This window comes from Plantibacter sp. T3, from assembly GCF_902506515.1.
GTDB lineage: Bacteria > Actinomycetota > Actinomycetes > Actinomycetales > Microbacteriaceae > Plantibacter > Plantibacter auratus.
Genome location: NZ_LR733286.1, coordinates 3,499,646 through 3,517,254 on the forward strand (window position 1 = coordinate 3,499,646; position 17,609 = coordinate 3,517,254).

The 17,609-nt window shown below is 68.9% G+C and carries 15 protein-coding genes; 9 read left to right on the forward strand and 6 right to left on the reverse strand.

Going from position 1 to position 17,609, the window contains the following annotated elements:
- Window position 1 precedes the first annotated feature (1 nt).
- Both GV015_RS16550 and GV015_RS16555 read right to left on the reverse strand, forming a co-directional pair.
- Window positions 2-1,108 (reverse strand): BMP family protein, encoded by a 1,107-nt coding sequence (locus tag GV015_RS16550; RefSeq protein ID WP_159879457.1) that lies wholly within the window; start codon window positions 1,106-1,108, stop codon window positions 2-4.
- 296 nt (window positions 1,109-1,404) lie between these two features.
- Window positions 1,405-3,111, reverse strand: a complete 1,707-nt coding sequence (locus GV015_RS16555; RefSeq protein ID WP_236555513.1) for an ABC-F family ATP-binding cassette domain-containing protein — start codon at window positions 3,109-3,111, stop codon at window positions 1,405-1,407.
- Between the two features lie 263 nt (window positions 3,112-3,374).
- Between GV015_RS16555 and GV015_RS16560 the strand changes: the two genes are divergently transcribed.
- On the forward strand, window positions 3,375-4,376 hold the full coding sequence (locus GV015_RS16560; RefSeq protein ID WP_159879459.1) for a hypothetical protein: 1,002 nt from the start codon (window positions 3,375-3,377) through the stop codon (window positions 4,374-4,376).
- A gap of 40 nt (window positions 4,377-4,416) precedes the next feature.
- Here GV015_RS16560 and GV015_RS16565 read toward each other — a convergent pair whose 3' ends face one another.
- Window positions 4,417-4,905, reverse strand: coding sequence for a hypothetical protein (locus tag GV015_RS16565; RefSeq protein WP_079707335.1), 489 nt, complete (start codon window positions 4,903-4,905; stop codon window positions 4,417-4,419).
- A gap of 13 nt (window positions 4,906-4,918) precedes the next feature.
- Window positions 4,919-6,034: a mannose-1-phosphate guanylyltransferase gene (locus GV015_RS16570; RefSeq protein ID WP_064294827.1), complete on the reverse strand. Its 1,116-nt coding sequence runs from the start codon at window positions 6,032-6,034 to the stop codon at window positions 4,919-4,921.
- Between the two features lie 107 nt (window positions 6,035-6,141).
- Between GV015_RS16570 and corA the strand changes: the two genes are divergently transcribed.
- The 5 genes from corA to GV015_RS16595 all read left to right on the forward strand — a co-directional run bounded on the left by corA (window position 6,142) and on the right by GV015_RS16595 (window position 10,934).
- Entirely contained in the window at window positions 6,142-7,266 is a 1,125-nt protein-coding gene (gene corA / locus GV015_RS16575; protein WP_071262530.1) for a magnesium/cobalt transporter CorA, read from the forward strand.
- 194 nt (window positions 7,267-7,460) lie between these two features.
- A complete protein-coding gene (sdhC, locus tag GV015_RS16580; RefSeq protein ID WP_255376691.1) occupies window positions 7,461-7,889 on the forward strand; it encodes a succinate dehydrogenase, cytochrome b556 subunit in 429 nt (142 codons plus the stop codon).
- Window positions 7,889-8,335, forward strand: coding sequence for a succinate dehydrogenase hydrophobic membrane anchor subunit (locus GV015_RS16585; protein WP_064294824.1), 447 nt, complete (start codon window positions 7,889-7,891; stop codon window positions 8,333-8,335). The genes sdhC and GV015_RS16585 overlap by 1 nt, the downstream gene beginning before the upstream one ends.
- Window positions 8,336-8,361: 26 nt before the next feature.
- The gene (gene sdhA / locus GV015_RS16590; protein ID WP_086474106.1) at window positions 8,362-10,164 is read left to right on the forward strand and encodes a succinate dehydrogenase flavoprotein subunit; all 1,803 of its coding nucleotides are present in this window, start codon (window positions 8,362-8,364) and stop codon (window positions 10,162-10,164) included.
- Window positions 10,165-10,166: 2 nt separating this feature from the next.
- The gene (locus GV015_RS16595; RefSeq protein WP_064294822.1) at window positions 10,167-10,934 is read left to right on the forward strand and encodes a succinate dehydrogenase iron-sulfur subunit; all 768 of its coding nucleotides are present in this window, start codon (window positions 10,167-10,169) and stop codon (window positions 10,932-10,934) included.
- A gap of 84 nt (window positions 10,935-11,018) precedes the next feature.
- On the opposite strand, the gene ptsP is transcribed toward GV015_RS16595, so the two are convergent.
- On the reverse strand, window positions 11,019-12,677 hold the full coding sequence (gene ptsP, locus GV015_RS16600) for a phosphoenolpyruvate--protein phosphotransferase (protein WP_159879461.1): 1,659 nt from the start codon (window positions 12,675-12,677) through the stop codon (window positions 11,019-11,021).
- A gap of 57 nt (window positions 12,678-12,734) precedes the next feature.
- On the opposite strand from ptsP, the gene GV015_RS16605 reads away from it, so the two are divergent.
- The 3 genes from GV015_RS16605 (at window position 12,735) to trpS (ending at window position 15,973) form a co-directional block, all read left to right on the forward strand.
- Window positions 12,735-14,042: a YihY/virulence factor BrkB family protein gene (locus GV015_RS16605; protein WP_159879463.1), complete on the forward strand. Its 1,308-nt coding sequence runs from the start codon at window positions 12,735-12,737 to the stop codon at window positions 14,040-14,042.
- Between the two features lie 9 nt (window positions 14,043-14,051).
- Window positions 14,052-14,897: an exodeoxyribonuclease III gene (locus tag GV015_RS16610; protein ID WP_079707339.1), complete on the forward strand. Its 846-nt coding sequence runs from the start codon at window positions 14,052-14,054 to the stop codon at window positions 14,895-14,897.
- A gap of 71 nt (window positions 14,898-14,968) precedes the next feature.
- Window positions 14,969-15,973, forward strand: coding sequence for a tryptophan--tRNA ligase (trpS, locus tag GV015_RS16615; protein WP_159879465.1), 1,005 nt, complete (start codon window positions 14,969-14,971; stop codon window positions 15,971-15,973).
- 92 nt (window positions 15,974-16,065) lie between these two features.
- Here the strand turns inward: trpS and glpK are convergent, their stop codons facing one another.
- The gene (gene glpK, locus GV015_RS16620) at window positions 16,066-17,580 is read right to left on the reverse strand and encodes a glycerol kinase GlpK (RefSeq protein ID WP_079707342.1); all 1,515 of its coding nucleotides are present in this window, start codon (window positions 17,578-17,580) and stop codon (window positions 16,066-16,068) included.
- Between the last annotated feature and the right edge of the window lie 29 nt (window positions 17,581-17,609).

Sequence of the window (17,609 nt, forward strand, 5' to 3'; positions counted from 1 at the left end):
ACTACTTGACGGGTGAGGAGACCGAGGTCGCCTTGATGGAACCGTCGATGATGCCAGCCTTGATCGTGTCGAGCTCGTCGGCCAGGGTCGGGGAGACCTTGGACTCGAAGTCGTGGAACGGCGCGAGGCCGACGCCCTCGTTCTCGAGGGTGCCGATGTACGCAGCTGCGTCGAACTTGCCGCCACCGGCCTCGGTCACGGTGTCGGCGACGCCGGCCTTCATGCCCTTGAGGATGGAGGTCAGGAACAGGCCCTTGTTCTCGGCGTTGGTCTCGTACAGGTCGGCGTCGACACCGATCATGGCGATGTCCTTGCCGGTCTCCTGGATCTCGGCGATCGCGCTCAGGAAGATCGGGCCACCGACCGGAAGGAGCACGTCGGCGTTCTGGTCGATGAGTGTGCGGGCGAGCTGCTTGGCGGTGTCGTTCGCCTCGAAGCCACCGGTGAAGGAACCGGTCTGAGCGGCGACGTCCCAACCGACGACCTGGACGCTCTTGCCCTTCTGCTCGTTGTAGTACGCCACGCCCTCGGCGAAGCCGTCCATGAAGATCTGGACGGACGGGAAGGGCTGGCCGCCGAAGGTGCCGACGACGCCGGTCTTCGAGTAGTCGGCCGCCGCGTAGCCCGCGAGGAACGCGGCCTGGACGGTGTCGAACAGGATCGGCTTGATGTTCGGGGCGTCGACCTTGCCGTCGAAGTCGTTGTCGGCCGCGTCGTCGATGATCGCGTAGTCGACGTCCGGGTTCGCGAGTGCCGCGTCGACCGTGTCGGCGGAGAGGGCGAAGCCGACGCTGACGATGAGCGAGCAGCCCTGGTCGGCCAGGCTCTGCAGGTTCGGCTTGTAGTCGTCGGCCTTGTCGGACTGGACGGTGATGGGCTCGACGCCGAGCTCCTTCGCCGCCTCGGTCAGACCCTCGTAGCCGAGCTGGTTGAACGACTTGTCGGTGAAGCCACCGGCGTCGGAGACCATGCACGGGAGGAAGTCGGATGCGGCACCGGTCGAGTCGCCGTCGCCGGTGCTGGGAGCCGATGCGCAGCCGGCGAGCAGTGCCATGAGACCGACGCCGGCGATTGCGCCCGCAGCGGCCTTCCGAGTTGAGATTGCCAAGGTAGCCTCCAAGATGCAGCCCCGCGGGTCACGGGGCGTATGGGGTTACGTTACCCAATACGACGACCGCCGAACGGACGATCCCGGCTTCGCGACCGAAGCGTTACAGAACGGTGGCACCGGCGTCATGCGCCGGAAACACGCGGATGCGCAGACGCGCATCGCCGGGCCGTGATGCTGCGCACGTGAGCGCGGAGCGGCCCCGTCGGCGGTCGCCTTGCGCTCCGGGTAGCTGCGGTTCCCACCTGGGCACCGAGCGCGGCTCGGAGCCCAGGCCGAACCGACCGGGATCCCGGTCAGCGGCGGTCCAGCATCAGGGTGTCGCCGCTCCAGCGCCGACGGAGCCATCGGTCGTGGCTCGCGATGACGACCGCGCCCGGATAGTCGCCGAGGGCGTCCTCGAGCTCCGTCGCAAGCGTGAGCGACAGGTGGTTCGTCGGCTCGTCCAGGAGGAACAGGTGCGGAGGCCGCGCGATGATCAGCGCGAGGGCCAGACGGCGTTGCTGCCCGACGGAGAGCTGGCCGATCGGGCGGTCGAGGTCGCGAAGCCCCAGGAGCCCGAGACCCGCGAGCGGGGTGCGCGCTGCACGCGCCTCGCCGAGCGTCCGGTCGTAGACCTCCCGAGGTGATCGCTCCGCATCCGGGAACGCGACGTCCTGCTCGAGGAGCCCCACGCGGAGCCCCTTCCGCCGGAGGACGGTCCCCGCATCGAGGCGCAGCGACCCGGCGAGGACCGCCAGGAGCGTCGACTTCCCCGAACCGTTCGCCCCGGTGACCAGCACCCGCGACCGGGGTGCCAGCTGCAGGCGTTCGAGGTGCAGCCGGCCGTCCACGCGGGCGTCGGCGAGGTCGAGCAGCTGCTCCCCCTCGTCGAGGACCGTCGATCCGCTCGGGATCCCTGCGAACGAGAGCTGGCGAGGCGGGCGCCGCACCTGCTCGCGCTCGAGGACCTCGAGTCGGAGCTGCGCGTTCCGCACCCGCCGACTGATCTGCTGCTCGACGCGGTCGCCGCGCATGCCGAAGGCCATGCGGTTGTTGTCGCGGATGCCCCGATCGTGGTTGATCCGCGGGGCGACGTCGTGCACCGCGGACGCGAGGCGGCGCAGTTCGGCCTGCTCCTCTTCATGACGCGCCGACCAGCGATCGAGTTCCGCTGCCTTCCAGTCGAGGTACTCGCTGAACGGCCCGCCGAACTCCACGACGGGTGACGCCTCGCCGACGGGGACGGGGCGGGACGGATCGATGTCGACGAGCCCCGTCGCCACCTCGTCGAGGAAGGCGCGGTCATGGCTCGCGAAGAGCACCGGACCCGGCCACTCCGACAGGTGGCCGCGGAGGAACGCGACCGCCTCGTCGTCCAGATGGTTGGTCGGCTCGTCGAGCAGCAGTGCGGTCGGTCTCGCGACGAGGAGCGCGGCGAGGGCGAAGCGGGATCGCTGTCCCCCGCTCACCTCACCGAGTCGTCGCGACCGTTCGATCGCGGCGATGCCGAGGCCGTCGACGACCGCGTCCAACCGGGCGTCCGCCGTCCAGACGTCGGCACGTTCCGCCGCATCGAGCGCGGCGGCGTACCGCTGCTCGGCGGAACCGTCACCGGCGGAACCCGTCTCACCGAGTGCCGCCGCCGACGTCTCGAGCTCCTGCTCGACTGCGCGGACCTCGCCGAGCGCCTGCTCCAGCAACTCGCCGACCGTCGTGTCCTCCGGGAGCTCGAGTTCCTGCATGAGGATGCCGGTGCGCAGCGGGCGGACGGCCTCGCCGTCGTCCGGCTCATCGATCCCGGCGAGGATGCGCAGCAGCGTGGACTTCCCCGCGCCGTTCTCGCCGATCAGGCCGAAACGATCCCCGGCCGACACGACGAGGTCCACGTCGCGCAACACGACGCGGTCGCCGTAGGAGCGGGTGACGCCGTCGGCGCGGAGCTGCTGGATGTCGATGGATCGCCCGAAGGTCGAAGCGGCGCGACGGTGGACTGGTGTTGCTTGGGTCATGGGTGCTCGCATGGAGGCCCCTTTCGAGATGGGGCACGCCGGGTACGGTCGTCGTCCGACACGTCAGGAGTGAGCGCTGGGCTCGAACTCCTGGGCGGACCTGGAAGCGTCTGGCGTACCTCGATGGATTCCCGCCGGGCACATCACGTTCGTGATGGTCTGCCGCAGGCGCGGGACGTCGATTCGCTCAGTTCTTCACAGTGATCTCAGGCTATCCGTCGGTTGTCGGCCGCCGCAAGCCCTGCACGTCACCGGTCCCGATTAGGCTGGTCGTCATGCGTGCTCCGTCGGTCCCCTCGCCCGCGCGGCGTCGCCGTGCGCATCGATCGACCGCGGCCTCGCTGCTCGCCGCGCTCGGTATCGGTGCGCTCGTCGCACTCGGCGCACTGCCGACCACGCCGGCGACCGCGGCCGCTGCGAGCTCGCAGCTGAGTCGGACGCAGACGACGCCGACGCCCACCCCGAGTCCCTCGCCGACCACGCCCTCGACGGCGACCCCGAAGCCGACGAAGCCGGCTCCCAGCAAGCCTGCCCAGCCGGCGCCGCCCACGGTCCGCGGCACGGACTTCGACCCGGGCGAGATCATCAGCGACGCGAACTTCTATGACGCGAACGCCATGAGCGAGGCGGACGTCCAGGCGTTCTTCGCCTCCCAGCCCTGTACCCCGAAAGACGGCGTGCCGTGCCTGGCGGACTTCCGTGCCAGCACCGAGTCCGTCCCGGCGGCCGAGCCCGGGCACTGCGAGGCCTACCGCGGCGCCGTGAACGAGTCGGCGGCGAGGATCGTCGCGAAGGTCGCCCACGCGTGCGGGATCAACCCCAAGGTGCTGCTCGTCCTCATGCAGAAGGAGCAGTCGCTCATCACCGGGCCGAGCGAGTACGGCTACGCGCGCGCCATGGGTTGGGGCTGCCCCGACACCGGCCCGAACTTCAGCGCGAGCTGCGACGCGGACTACTTCGGGTTCCAGAACCAGGTCTACCGTTCCGCATGGCAGTTCCGGCAGTACACGCTGTACCCGCTCAACGTGCCGGGCGAGTCCTATCACCGGGCGTATCACCTGGGATCGGTCTACATCCAGTACAGCCCCGACGCGGCCTGCGGCGGTACCCAGGTCGACATCCGCAATCAGGCGACGGCGAACCTCTACCTCTACACGCCGTACCAACCGAACGCCGCGGCCCTCGCGAACGTCTCGGGCACTGGCGACGCCTGCAGTGCCTACGGCAACCGCAACTTCTGGCGGCTCTACACGGAGTGGTTCGGCCCCGCGGTCTGATCGCCCGGTTCGCTCTTCCAAGGATGGGCGAACGAACGGGTCATTCGCCGATGAGGAGCGCGACGCGGTCGTCGAGGTAGGCGTCGAGCGGGGTGAGCCCGAGGTCGTGCCCGGCCCAGCGGAGCATGACGGTGTCGTCGACGAGTCGCAGCGGGCCTGAACCTTCCCGGAGTGACGCCTCGTCCAGCGCGAGCTCGACGACCTCGAAGTTCACGACGTCGCCCTCGGCGAACGGGCCGCGGTGGGCCGCCTGCTGCGCGATCCGACGGTGCTCGACCTCCGAGGAGCGGTGGTTGAACCACTTCGGCTCCACGGCCCGAGTGGATTCGGCGGCGGTGAAGAGGCGACCGTCGGCCGAGAGCAGGACGACCCCGAGGCGCCACGCCCGGCCGATCGGCCGCAGCGCGGGTGCCCGCTTCACGAGCGGGAGTCCGCGGGGTGTGTAGACCTCCGCCAGGGCCTCGTCACGCACGCCTGCGGCTTGGAGACGCGCGCCCGCCTGCAGGAGCAGCTCGCGCAGCGCGGTCACCGTCGGTCGCCGATCAGAGGACGTCGTCGCGACCGGACAACTTGAGGGCGTCCACGACGCTCTTCACCCGCTGCGCGTTGGCGCTCGTGGTGACGAGCAGGGCGTCCGGGGTGTCGACGACGACGATGTCCTGCACACCGATGAGGCTGATGACCCGACCGGTCTGGCTGACGACGATGCCGCTGGAGGCGTCCGACAGCACCCGCGCGTTCTCACCGAGGATGGCGAGGTCGGACTTGCGCCCACCGGAGTTGAGCTTGGCGAGCGAGGCGAAGTCGCCCACGTCGTCCCAGTCGAAGTGCGCCGGCACGACGGCCATGCGACCGGCGGCCGCGGCGGGCTCAGCCACGGAGTAGTCGATCGCGATCTTCTCGAGCGCCGGCCAGACGCGGTCGACGACCGGGCCACGGGCCGCCGCGTCGTCCCAGACCTCGGCGAGTTCGAGGAGACCCGCCAGGAGTTCGGGCTTCTGCCGACCGATCTCCTCGAGGAGGACGTCGGCTCGCGAGATGAACATCCCGGCGTTCCAGAGGTGCTCGCCGCTCGAGACGTACCGCTTGGCCGTGGCGAGGTCGGGCTTCTCGACGAAGGAGTCGACCAGCATGACCCCTTCGGCCCCGCGGATGCCGAGGTCGCGGGCGCTCTTGATGTAGCCGAAGCCGATGGCGGGCTCCGTGGGCTGGATGCCGATCGTGACGATGTAGCGCTCCTCGGCGGCCGTGACGGCCTGGGCGACCGCGGCCCGGAACAGGCGGTCGCCGCGGATCACGTGGTCGGCGGCGAACGAGCCGACGATGACGTCGGGTTCGCGACGGACGAGGATCGCTGCGGCGAGCCCGATCGCGGCGGTCGAGTCGCGCGGCTCGCTCTCGAGGACCACGTTGGCGTCGGCGAGGTCGGGCAGCTGCTGTTCGACGGCCGCGCGGTGCGCACGCCCGGTGACGACCATGATGCGCTGGTCGCCGGCGATCGGCGCGAGGCGGTCCCAGGTGGCGCGCAACAGCGTGCTGCCGGAGCCGGTGAGGTCGTGCAGGAACTTGGGTGCGTCGGCTCGCGAGAGCGGCCAGAGACGACTGCCGATGCCGCCGGCCGGGATCACTGCGTAGAAGCGTTCGAGGGGCGTGGTCATCCCCCGAGCGTACCGCCAGGCTCCAGCCTGAGGACGACGGCACGGAAGCGTCATCTGACGGGTTTACGATGAGCGCCAGATCGAGCACGAGAAAGAACGGTACGAGCATGGCTGGACGCAACGTCCTCGGGATCCCGATCCCGTCCTTCGGCAGCAAGCAGGCTCCCCCGGTCCCCGTCGGTCCGCCGGACGCAGCGGACCTGGACGGCCGCAACAGCATCGTCAACGCCTGCATCTACCGCCACGGTTCCCGCAGCTCGACGCTCACCTCACTCGAGGACACCTTCCGCGCGCTCCATGAGACCCCGGACGGCGTCGCATGGATCGGGCTCTACCGGCCCGACGCAGGCGAGCTCGGCGTCCTGGCGGCTGAGTTCGGTCTGCACCCGCTCGCCGTCGAGGACGCCATCACCGCGCACCAGCGGCCGAAGATCGAGCGGTACGACGACGTCCTGTTCGTCGTCCTCCGGGCCGCCAACTACGTCGACGAGACCGAGACCGTCGAGTTCGGCGAGCTGCACGTCTTCGTCGGTCCGAACTTCGTCATCACCCTCCGGCACGCCGAGTCCCCCGACCTGTCGCACGTGCGGGCGCGGATGGAGCAGGAGCACGAACTCCTCGCCTATGGTCCGCAGGCGATCCTGTACGCCATCATCGACGCCGTCGTCGACGGCTACGGTCCGGTCGTCGCCGGGCTCTCGAACGACATCGACGAGATCGAAGAGCAGGTCTTCGTCGGCGAATCCCAGGTGTCCCGCCGCATCTACCAGCTCTCCCGCGAGGTCATCGCCTTCGAACGGGCGACGCACCCGCTCAGCGACGTGATGCTGTCGCTCGAGCAGGGCAGCGCGAAGTACGGGGTCGCCGACGAACTGCAACGCGGCCTCCGCGACGTCGCCGACCACCTCACGAGCGTCAACCAACGGATCGACGCCTACCGCGAGCTGTTGCGCGACATCCTGACCGTGAACAGCACCCTCGTCGGGCAACGCCAGAACGAGGAGATGGCGAAGATGACCGAGGCGAGCCTCAAGCAGGGCGACGAGGTGAAGAAGATCTCCTCCTGGGCCGCCATCCTGTTCGGCCCGAGTCTCATCGCGGGGATTTACGGCATGAACTTCACCCACATGCCGGAGTTGTCGTGGTGGTTCGGCTACCCGATGGCGCTCGCGCTCATGGCCACCACGAGCGTCATCCTCTACAAGGTGTTCAAGCGTCGGAACTGGTTGTGAACACCCGGTGTCGCGCGGTCGTCGCGCAGATGTCCGGCCTCTCTCGACGTCGAGACAGTTAGGCCAGCCTTAGCGGCGGGACCGCGCATCCCACGCCTACACTTGGTCCAGCGCGCCGATTCGACGCACGGCAGGCAACAACCCCCGCACGGCAGAACGATCTGCCGCAGATAGCGACTATCAGGGAGGACCTCGTGACCGCGAGTCTCACGCGAACGTCACCGTTGGAATCCACGACATCCAAACGCCCGGCCGGCACCCTGTACCGGGGCCGTGAAGGCATGTGGTCGTGGGTGCTCCACCGGATCACCGGCGTCGCCATCTTCTTCTTCCTCCTCGTGCACGTCCTCGACACCGCGCTGGTGCGGGTCTCCCCCGAGGCGTACAACGCGGTCATCGGCACGTACAAGAACCCCATCATGGGGCTCGGTGAGGTCGCGCTCGTCGCCGCCATCGCCTACCACGCGTACAACGGCATCCGCATCATCCTCATCGACTTCTGGTCGAAGGGCACCAAGTACCAGCGGCCCATGTTCTGGATCGTCATCGGTCTCTGGGTCGTGACGATGCTCGGCTTCACGCCGCGCCACCTGATCAACGTGTTCAGCGAGATGGGCCACTGATGACGACGATCGCCGCTCCCCGCACCCCCGCTCGTCCCGCGCGCCGCAAGGGCGTCAACTGGGAGAAGTGGGGCTGGATCTACATGCGCGTCTCCGGCGTGATCCTGCTGGTCCTCATCTTCGGCCACCTGTTCGTCAACCTCATGGTCGGTGACGGCATCAAGGCCATCGACTTCGCCTTCGTCGGCGGCAAGCTGTCGAACCCCTTCTGGCAGTGGTGGGACGTCGCCATGCTGTGGCTCGCGCTGATCCACGGCGGAAACGGCATGCGCACCATCGTCAACGACTACGCCACGGGTCGCACGATCCGCGGTGTCCTCAAGGTCGCGATCCTCGCCGCCGTCACCATCCTCATCATCCTCGGGACCCTGGTCGTCTTCACCTTCGACCCGTGCCCCGCCGGCGCACCTGCAGACCTGCTCGCGTCGTTCTGCCCCGCCAACTGAGCAACCGAGACCGAGCAACGGAAACCGTGACTACAGAAACCACCGAGTCCACCGTCATCGACGGCATCCACTACCACCAGTTCGACATCGTGATCGTCGGTGCCGGCGGTGCCGGCATGCGCGCCGCGATCGAGGCCGGCCCCGGAGCGAAGACGGCCGTCATCTCCAAGCTCTACCCGACGCGGTCCCACACGGGAGCGGCGCAGGGCGGTATGGCCGCTGCGCTCGCGAACGTCGAGGAGGACAGCTGGGAATGGCACACCTTCGACACCATCAAGGGCGGCGACTACCTCGTCGACCAGGATGCGGCGGAGATCCTCGCGAAGGAGGCCATCGACGCGGTCATCGACCTCGAGAACATGGGTCTGCCGTTCAACCGCACCCCCGAGGGCAAGATCGACCAGCGTCGCTTCGGCGGCCACACCCGCGACCACGGTAAGGCGCCGGTCCGCCGTGCCTGCTACGCGGCCGACCGCACGGGCCACATGATCCTGCAGACGCTGTTCCAGAACTGCGTCCGCCTCGGCATCAACTTCTTCAACGAGTACTACGCGCTCGACCTGATCATGACGAACGTCGACGGCGTCGACAAGCCGTCCGGTGTGGTCGCGTACGAGCTCTCCACCGGCGAGATCCACGTCTTCCAGGCGAAGGCGGTCATCTTCGCCACCGGTGGCTTCGGCAAGATCTACAAGACGACCTCGAACGCCCACACCCTCACGGGCGACGGCGTCGGGATCATCTGGCGCAAGGGTCTCCCGCTCGAGGACATGGAGTTCTTCCAGTTCCACCCCACCGGCCTCGCCGGTCTCGGCATCCTCCTCACCGAGGGAGCGCGAGGTGAGGGTGCGATCCTCCGGAACGCGAGCGGTGAACGCTTCATGGAGCGGTACGCCCCGACCATCAAGGACCTCGCCCCGCGAGACATCGTCGCGCGCTGCATGGTCCAGGAGGTCGCGGAAGGCCGCGGTGCCGGGCCGAACAAGGACTACGTCTACCTCGACTGCACCCACCTCGGTGCCGAGGTCCTCGAGACCAAGCTGCCCGACATCACCGAGTTCGCGCGCACCTACCTCGGCGTCGACCCGGTGACGGAGCCCGTCCCGGTCATGCCGACGGCGCACTACGCCATGGGCGGCATCCCGACGAACGTCAAGGCCGAGGTCCTGAGCGACAACAACACCGTCGTCCCCGGTCTGTACGCGGCCGGCGAATGCGCGTGCGTGTCCGTCCACGGCTCGAACCGGCTCGGCACGAACTCGCTCCTCGACATCAACGTGTTCGGCAAGCGCGCCGGCAACAACGCCGTCGAGTACGTCCAGGGCGTCGACTTCACGCCACTGCCCGAGAACCCCGCCGGCTTCGTCTCCGGCCTCATCGAGCAGATGCGGAACTCCAACGGCACCGAGCGGATCTCCACGATCCGCAAGGAGCTGCAGGAGGAGATGGACCGTAACGCCCAGGTGTTCCGGACCGACGAGTCCCTCGCCGGCGTCACCGCCACCATCCACAACCTGCGCGAGCGGTACCAGAACATCGCCGTCCAGGACAAGGGCAAGCGCTTCAACACGGACCTCCTCGAGGCGATCGAGCTGGGCTTCCTGCTCGACCTCGCCGAGGTCGTCGTCTACTCCGCTCGCAACCGTCAGGAGAGCCGTGGCGGTCACATGCGCGACGACTACCCGAAGCGCGACGACGAGAACTACATGAAGCACACGATGGCGTACCTGTCCGGCGACCCGCACTCGTCCGACGCGGCAGACCACATCCGGCTCGACTGGAAGCCCGTGGTCATCACGCGGTACCAGCCGATGGAGAGGAAGTACTAGCGATGAGCACTGCAACGCTCGAGAACCCGCCGGCCGCAGCACCGGAGGAGATCCAGTCCTTCACGGTCACCCTGATCATCCGTCGGTTCGACCCGGACGTGGACGCCGAGCCGCGCTGGGAGGACTTCGACGTCGAGATGTTCCCGACGGACCGCATCCTGGACGCACTCCACAAGATCAAGTGGGAACAGGACGGGACCCTCACGTTCCGTCGCTCCTGCGCACACGGCATCTGCGGCTCCGACGCCATGCGGATCAACGGCCGGAACCGCCTCGCCTGCAAGACGCTGATCAAGGACCTCGACATCTCGAAGCCGATCTACGTCGAGGCGATCAAGGGTCTGCCGCTCGAGAAGGACCTCGTCGTCGACATGGACCCCTTCTTCGCGTCGTTCCGCGAGGTGCAGCCGTTCCTCATGCCCGGCAAGCCCGCGGAGAAGAACAAGGAGCGCGTGCAGTCGGTCGCCGAGCGCGCCCGCTTCGACGACACCACGAAGTGCATCCTGTGCGCCGCGTGCACCTCGTCGTGCCCCGTCTTCTGGACCGACGGCCAGTACTTCGGCCCGGCGGCGATCGTGAACGCGCACCGCTTCATCTTCGACTCCCGCGACGACGCCTCGCAGGTCCGTCTGGACATCCTCAACGACCAGGAGGGCGTGTGGCGCTGCCGCACCACCTTCAACTGCACCGAGGCGTGCCCCCGCGGCATCCAGGTCACGCAGGCGATCGCCGAGGTCAAGCAGGCGATGATCTCCGGCAAGGTCTCCTAGCCCACACCCGGTTCGTCCGTCCGGCCCAGCGCACTGCGCTGGGCCGGACGTGTTCGTGCGGGACGACCTGGGCGTCGTGCGACATCAGGCCAGCGCGGCAGCTCTGGCTTCAGCCGGTGACGCCGCGCTCAGGGCATCCATGGCCATGGCACGAGCCGCCTCGAGCGTGTAGCGGCGCAGCTCGCTCCGGACGTCGCCGAGCGCGGCCGGAGTGACCGAGAGACTCGTCGCCCCGAGGCCGACGAGCACGACCGCGAGGGCCGGGTCCGCTGCCGCCTCCCCGCAGACGCCGATCGAGCGCCCTGAGGCGAGACCGGCGTCGCCGACGAGCTTGACGAGCCGCAGCACGGCCGGGTGCCACGGGTCCTGATACGAGCCGAGCGGCCCGAGCAGACGGTCCGCCGCGAGCGTGTACTGCGTCAGATCGTTGGTCCCGATGCTCACGAAGTCCGCGACCCCGAGGATCTGCGCGGCGAGCAGCGCACTCGACGGCACCTCGATCATCGTCCCGACCGTGCGGAGCCCGAGCCGTTTCGCGAGGGTCACGAACGCCGCGGCCTCGGGAAGGTCGGCGATCATCGGGGCCATCACCCAGAGGTCCGCCTCGTGGGCGTCCTGTGCGAGCGCGAGCGCCGTGAGCTGGTCTCGGAGCACCTCGTCACGCGCGCGGAGCGCCCGGATGCCCCGCACCCCGAGCGCCGGGTTGGGCTCGGCCTCGTCCGGTCGGAGGAAAGCGAGCGGCTTGTCGGCTCCGGCGTCGAACACCCGGACGACGACGCGCTTGCCCGGGAACGCCGCGAGCAACTCGCCGTAGCGGTCGGCCTGTTCGGCGACGCCCGGCGCTTCCGCGCGGTCGAGGAAGAGCAACTCGGTGCGGAACAGCCCGACGCCCTCGGCGCCGAGGGCCAGGGCACCGGCCGCGCCGGCGACGGACCCGAGGTTCGCGAGCAGGGGAACCGGAGTGCCATCGGCCAGTTCGCCCGGCGAGCGCGGCGAGACCCGCACGCGTTCGGCCGCGGTGGATCTGGCCGACCGCACCTCGCGTTTCGTCGGCGACCCGGTGACGACCCCGGCTCCGGCGTCGACGAGGACGATCTCACCGTCCTCGAACTGTTCTGCCCCGGCGACACCGACGACGGCGATGAGCGACTGCTCACGCGCGAGGATGGCCGTGTGCGAGGTCGCCGAGCCGCCACTCGTGACGAGTGCCAGCACGCGCTCGAGATCGAGGAGCGCGGCGTCTGCCGGAGCGAGGTCCGCGGCGACGAGGACGAACGGCTCGTCCGACTCGGGTGGTCCGGGGACAGGTCTACCGAGCAACCGCGCGATGACCCGTTGCGAGACGTCGCCGACGTCGGTCGCGCGCGCCGCCATCGGCTCCCCCAGGTTGAAGAGGACCTGCTGGACCGTCGCCAGGGCCTCGAACACGGCGCGCTCCGCGGAACGCCCCGCTGCGATGCGCGTCGCGACGTCCTCCGCGAGCGCCGGATCGTCGGCCATGACCGCCTGCGCTTCGAGCACGTCCTGCGCATGTCCGCCGGCTCGTCGAGCCCGCTCCTCGAGGTCGGCCCGCGTCGCGCTGAGCGCCGCGACGGCACGGGCCTGTTCGAGCGTGACGTCCCCGCGGAACGGGTCGGCACTCGGTTCGGGAAGCGGCTCCGGCATGCGGAGCACGGGACCGGCCACGACGCCGCGTCCGACGCCGGTGCCGGTGAACGTGCGTTGCCCCTCCGCCTCGCGCATGGTTCGACCCTAGTGCACCGCCTCTCCCCCGGTCCGGCCCGCTTGTAGGCTGGTCCGGTGACCAATCCGCGTGCGCCGAGGAAGGACTCCGCCGACGCGCCGGACGTGAGTACCACCCCCAGGGTGCGGCTCCAGCAGACGCCACCTCCACTGGTGTTCCAATGGATCCAGAACAGCGAGAACCCGTTCATCCGGCGACTCGCGCCCCGCGCGGCGAGAGCGGAGCGCGCCACGACGTGGGTCATGCGGCTGAAGCCCTATCGCGTCATCCATCGGTATCTCGCTATGGACGGCAACCTCCTGGCCGCCGGGATCAGCTTCCAGGCCGTCTTCGCCGTGTTCGCCGCGGTCTACGTCGGATTCGCCATCACCGGCATCTGGCTCGGCAACAATGCCGAGGTCTTCCAAGCGCTGGTGGAGATCATCAACCGCGCCGTCCCCGGCCTCATCGGCGCCGACGGCGAAGGCATCATCGCCGAGGAGCAGTTGTCGAGCGCCTCCCTGCTCGGCTGGACCGGGGTCATCGCCGCCGTCGGTCTCATCTGGACGGCGATCGGTTGGCTGTACTACACCCGGCAGGCGGTCAGGTCGATCTTCGCGCTCCCGAAGGTCGCCGCGAGCTTCTTCCTGCTGAAGGTCGTCGACCTCGTCCTGGCACTCGCCTTCGGCGTCCTGCTCCTCGTCTCCGCGACGCTGTCGGTCGCCAGCACACAGGCACTCAGCTGGCTGCTGTCGCTCGTCGGCTTGGAGGGCACCTTCTGGGTGACCGTCGGCAGCCGGGTCGTCGGTCTGGTCGTCGCGGTCGTCGTGAACCTCGTCACCCTCGGCGCCATGTACCGCGTGCTCAGCCGGATCCGGATCCCGTGGCGCAACCTCTTCGGCGGCGCGCTCCTCGGCAGTCTGGTGCTCTCGCTCCTGAGCGTCGCGAGCAGCGCGGTGATCGCCGGGGCCTCCCGGAACCCGTTGCTCGCGACCTTCGCGGTGTTCATCGGCCTCATGCTGTGGTTCAACCTCGTGAGCCGCGTCATCCTCGCCTCCGCCGCGTGGATCGCCGTGGGGCTCGACGACCAGGGCATCAGTGTGCGCACGACGACGCCGGAGGAGCAGGCGGCCGAAGAGCTGGCGGCCAGGAGGCTGATCGCCGAGGCGGAACTGCGGGAGGCTCGCGAATCCCTTCGGCGCGCCAAGGGCCCGGCGGTCTGGTTCGCCCGTCGGCGCGTCCGGCACGCCGAGGAGGCCTCGGCCGAGCTCATCCGAGAGCACGGCGAACCCCCCGAGTCGCCAGCGGCGGACGCGTCGGATCCACCCCATCGCCGACGCCCGGGCGGACGCCGGGGCCAGGGCGTTGTCGGCCCCCGCGACTAAGCTGGAGGCATGTCTGCACCCCTCCGCATCGCCAGTGTCAACGTCAACGGAGTCCGCGCGGCCTTCCGCAAAGGGATGGGCGACTGGCTCGAAGACCGCGGGGTCGACATCCTCGCCCTGCAGGAGGTCCGCGCCGCGACGAGCGACCTCGAGACGCTCTTCGGACCGGAGTGGAACATCCTGCACGATGCCGCGACCGCCAAGGGGCGCGCCGGCGTCGCGATCGTCAGCCGTCGCTCGGCGGGCATCCACCGCGTCGCCCTCGGAGCCGACGACTTCGACAGCGCGGGTCGGTGGATCGAGGCCGACTTCGACATCGACGGCACCCTCGTCACGGTCGTGAGCACCTACGTGCACTCCGGCGAGGTCGACACACCCAAGCAGGTCGAGAAGTTCCGCTTCCTCGAGGCGATGCTCGAGCGGCTGCCCGCGCTGCGCGAGCACAACCCGCTGTCCCTCGTCGTCGGCGACCTCAACGTCGGCCACACCGAGCTCGACATCAAGAACTGGAAGGGCAACGTCAAGCGTGCCGGCTTCCTGCCTGCCGAGCGGTCCTACTTCGACCGCTACCTCGGCCCGGCGGGCGAGACCGTGACGGGGGTCGACGGCGTGACCGGCACCGGCCTCGGCTGGGTCGACATCGGGCGTCAGTCCGCCGGCCAGGTCCCCGGTCCCTACACCTGGTGGTCCCAGCGCGGCCAGGCCTTCGACACCGACACCGGCTGGCGCATCGACTACCAGCTCGCCACGCCCGAGCTCGCAGCCCTCGCGTCCGGTTACACGATCGACCGGGCCGCCGCGTACGACCAGCGATGGTCCGATCACGCCCCCGTCGTCGTCGACTACGCCGTCTGACCCTCCGGCATCACGCCACCCCACCACTCCGTGCCCCGGCTCCGGCCGCTCATCCCTCTGCGAGAACCCACATGACCAAGCCACGCCTGTACTCCGGCATGCAGCCCTCCGCCGACTCGCTCCACCTCGGCAACTACATCGGTGCCCTCCTGCAGTGGAAGCAGATGCAGCAGGAGCACGACGCCTTCTTCAGCATCGTCGACCTGCACGCGATCACGGTGCCGCAGGACCCCGCCGAGCTCCGCGAGAAGACCCGTCGCACGGCCGCCCAGTACATCGCCGCAGGCATCGACCCCTCGGCGTCGACCCTGTACGTCCAGTCGCACGTCCCGGCGCACGCACAGCTCGCCTGGGTGCTCAACACGATCACCGGCATGGGCGAGGCCGCGCGCATGACGCAGTTCAAGGACAAGTCGGCCAAGCACGGACGCGACGCCTCGTCGGTCGGGCTCTTCGCCTACCCGATCCTCATGGCGGCGGACATCCTGCTCTACCAGACCGACATCGTGCCGGTCGGCGACGACCAGCGGCAGCACATCGAGCTTACGCGCGACCTCGCCGAGCGGTTCAACGCCCGCTTCGGCGACACCTTCGTCGTCCCGAAGGCGCAGATCCAGAAGGACTCCGCACGCATCTACGACCTCCAGAACCCGACATCGAAGATGTCGAAGTCCGCCGAGACCCCGGCGGGGATCATCTGGTTGCTCGACGAGCCGAAGGTCACGCAGAAGAAGATCATGCGTGCGGTCACCGACAACGACGGCGTCATCGCCTTCGACGCACAGGAGAAGCCCGGTGTCTCGAACCTGTTGAGCATCTACTCCGCGATCACCGGCTCCCCCATCGAGGCCGTCGTCGGCGAGTTCGAGGGTCGTGGCTACGGCGACCTCAAGAAGGGTCTCGCCGAGGTCGTCGTGGGCGAACTCGAGCCGGTCCGTGCGCGCGCGCTCGAGCTCCTCGACGACCCCGCCGAGCTCGACCGCCTGCTCGCGGTCAACGCCGCCCGCGCGACCGAGGTCGCCGAGCAGACCCTCGCAGAGGTCTACGACCGCGTCGGACTCCTCCGCCGCGCCTGATCCCGCCCTCGTTCGCCCATCTTCGGGCGAACGGACCACGACAGAACGGCCCGCCCTCCGCGAGGAGGACGGGCCGTTCCGGTCGGTCGGGACTACTGCACGTCGTCGTCGACCCAGTCGAAGGTCTTCGTGACCGCCTTCTTCCAGTTGCGGTAGAGGCGGTCGCGCTCCGCGGAGTCCATGTTGGGCTCCCAGCGCTTGTCCTCCTGCCAGTTCTTCGCGAGGTCGTCGAGGTCGGACCAGAAGCCGACGGCGAGACCGGCCGCGTAGGCAGCGCCGAGCGCCGTGGTCTCCGCGACGACCGGTCGGATGACCGGCACACCGAGGATGTCGGCCTGGAACTGCATGAGCGTGTCGTTGGCGGTCATGCCGCCGTCGACCTTGAGCTCCGTCAGCGGGACACCCGAGTCGGCGTTGACGGCGTCGATGACCTCGGCCGTCTGGAACGCGGTCGACTCGAGGGCGGCCCGGGCGATGTGGCCCTTGTTGACGTACCGGGTGAGCCCGACGAGCGCACCGCGGGCGTCCGGACGCCAGTACGGCGCGAACAGCCCGGAGAACGCCGGCACGAAGTACGCGCCACCGTTGTCCTCGACGGTCTTGGCGAGCGCCTCGACCTCGGGAGCGGAGGAGAACATGCCGAGGTTGTCGCGCAGCCACTGGACGAGCGAACCGGTCACGGCGATCGAACCCTCGAGCGCGTAGTGCGGCTTCGCGTCGCCGAGCTTGTAGCCGAGCGTCGTCAGCAGACCGTTCTCGGAGTGGACGATCTCCTCACCGGTGTTGAAGATGATGAAGTTACCGGTGCCGTAGGTGTTCTTGGCCTCGCCCTGCTGGAAGGCGGCCTGACCGAAGGTCGCCGCCTGCTGGTCGCCGAGGATGCCGGCGATCGGCGTCTCGCGGAGGAGGCTGTCGTCGGACGCGTGGCCGTAGATCTCGGAGGAGCTCTTGATCTCCGGGAGCATCGACTTCGGGACGCCGAACGCCTTGAGGATCTCGTCGTCCCACTGCAGGGTCTCGAGGTCCATGAAGAGCGTGCGCGAGGCGTTGGTGACGTCGGTGACGTGCACGCCGCCGTTGACACCACCGGTGAGGTTCCAGATGACCCAGCTGTCGGTCGTGCCGAAGAGGAGGTCGCCCGCCTCGGCCTTCTCGCGAGCACCCTCGACGTTCTCGAGGATCCAGACGATCTTCGTGCCGGAGAAGTAGGTCGCCAGCGGCAGGCCGACGGTCTTCTTGAAGCGCTCGACGCCACCGTCCGCAGCGAGGCGGTTCACGATGTCCTGGGTGCGCGTGTCCTGCCAGACGATCGCGTTGTAGACGGGCTGACCGGTGGTCTTGTCCCAGACGACGGCGGTCTCGCGCTGGTTCGTGATGCCGATGGCCGCGATGGCGTGCCGGGTGATGTTGGCCTTGCTGAGCGCCTGGCCGATGACCTCGCGGGTGTTGTTCCAGATCTGGTTCGGGTTGTGCTCGACCCAGCCGGCCTTCGGGAAGATCTGCTCGTGCTCGAGCTGGCCCGTCGAGACGATCGATCCGCTCTTGTCGAAGACGATGGCCCGGGAACTCGTCGTCCCCTGGTCGATTGCGATGACGTAGTCCGCCATTGGATACTCCTTCGTTGCGTGCGTTGCGA